The 1,457-nt window shown below is 75.2% G+C and carries 3 protein-coding genes; 2 read left to right on the top strand and 1 reads right to left on the bottom strand.

Annotation, left to right across the window (positions count from 1 at the left end):
- Positions 1–234 (bottom strand): hypothetical protein (locus tag CBZ_RS18885; RefSeq protein ID WP_373862203.1); only part of this gene is annotated, 234 nt, incomplete at its 3' end.
- Positions 235–529: 295 nt separating this feature from the next.
- Here CBZ_RS18885 and CBZ_RS18880 point away from each other — a divergent pair.
- The gene (locus CBZ_RS18880; RefSeq protein ID WP_130783000.1) at positions 530–910 is read left to right on the top strand and encodes a DUF4870 domain-containing protein; all 381 of its coding nucleotides are present in this window, start codon (positions 530–532) and stop codon (positions 908–910) included.
- Positions 907–1,287: a DUF4870 domain-containing protein gene (locus CBZ_RS18875; protein WP_130782999.1), complete on the top strand. Its 381-nt coding sequence runs from the start codon at positions 907–909 to the stop codon at positions 1,285–1,287. Before CBZ_RS18880 ends, CBZ_RS18875 begins: the two co-directional genes overlap by 4 nt.
- Positions 1,288–1,457: the final 170 nt, after the last annotated feature.

The raw sequence follows: 1,457 nt of genomic DNA, 5'->3' as shown, positions 1-1,457 counted from the left end.
GCCCTGACCGTACGGCGACGGCCCGCCCGACGCGGGCGGCGGCGGGTACGCACCGGCGGCAGGTGGCGGCGGGTACGCACCGGCGGCAGGCGGCGGCGGGTAGGAGCCGGCCGTGGGCGGCGGCGGGTACCCGCCCTGCGGCTCCGCGGCGGGCTCCGGGGTCGTCGGCTTGTCCAGCGGCACGGCCGGCCGCGGCTCGTCGTCGCGGCGCTCGCCGTCGGGGTTCTCGCTCATGCGTGGCCTCCCTGGTCGCGGGCGTGCTCGCCCTCCCGGGAAGCGAATCGGCGCCGTCCCGGCATGTCAAGGAACTACGCCGATCGGACACGGAGCGAGACGGCGGAACCCTGGGCGCGCAGGCGCCCGCGTCGGTAGGCTCACGCTGCCCCCGCACGCCCCGCGGCCCGGCACGCGAGCCTGTGACCGACCGCGGGACCACCGCCGGCGCACCGCCGGCCCCTGGTCGGACGTCCCAGGCGCGCGACGACCTCCGGGCAGGCCGAGCGCCCCCGGACACCGCACGAGGAGCCCGATGTCCTACGACCACCCGCCCGCCCCCCGTCCCGCCGGCACCGACCAGGACCGCACGTGGGCGACGCTCGCCCACCTCGGCGGGATCCTCGCCTACGCCTTCATCGGCTGGGTGCCCGCCCTGGTCATCTGGCTCGTGCACCGCGAGCGCGGCGGCCAGGCCGCCGAGCAGGCCCGTGTGGCCCTCAACTTCCAGCTGACGCTCCTCGTCGGGCTCGTCGCGGCGCGGATCGTCGACGCGCTGCCGTACATCGGCTTCGTCGGCTGGATCGCGGGCATCGCCCTGGGCATCATCAGCCTCGTGCTGTCGATCCTCGCGGCCGTCGCCGTCAACAAGGGCGGCACGTACCGGTACCCCTTCGCCCTGGAGCTCGTCCGATGACCTACGACAAGCCTGCCGCGCCCTACCCCGCGCCGAACCCGCCGCTGCGCCCCGACGAGGAGCGCACCTGGGCGATCGTCGGCCACCTCGCGCCGCTCGTCGGCGTCGGCTTCCTCGCGCCGCTCGTCATCTGGCTGGTGTTCAAGGGCCGTGGCGCGTACCTCGAGAACCAGTCGAAGGAGTCGCTGAACTTCCAGCTCACGCTCCTGGTGGCCTACGTCGTCGTCGGCATCGCGTCGCTCGTGACGCTCGGCATCGCGGCGATCCTGTTCCTGCCGCTCGCGGTCGTGCAGATCGTCTTCGCGATCCTCGCGGCCGTCGCGACGAGCCGGTACGAGTGGTACCGCTACCCGATGAACATCCGCTTCATCAGCTGAGCACCGCGGCGGCGGCTCGCCGCAGCGCACGAGGGCGTCGTCCGGTCCGGGCGGCGCCCTCGCCGCGTCCCGGGCCGGGCGGATGCCGCTCATGTCCCCGGTGTGAAGCCCGGACGGGCTCGGCTCAGGCGGCGAGCGTCCGGACCACCGCGTCCGCGAGCAGCCGCCCG

The organism is Cellulomonas biazotea, assembly GCF_004306155.1.
Taxonomy (GTDB): Bacteria; Actinomycetota; Actinomycetes; order Actinomycetales; family Cellulomonadaceae; genus Cellulomonas; species Cellulomonas biazotea.
This window is presented reverse-complemented; position numbering and strand designations above follow the sequence as displayed.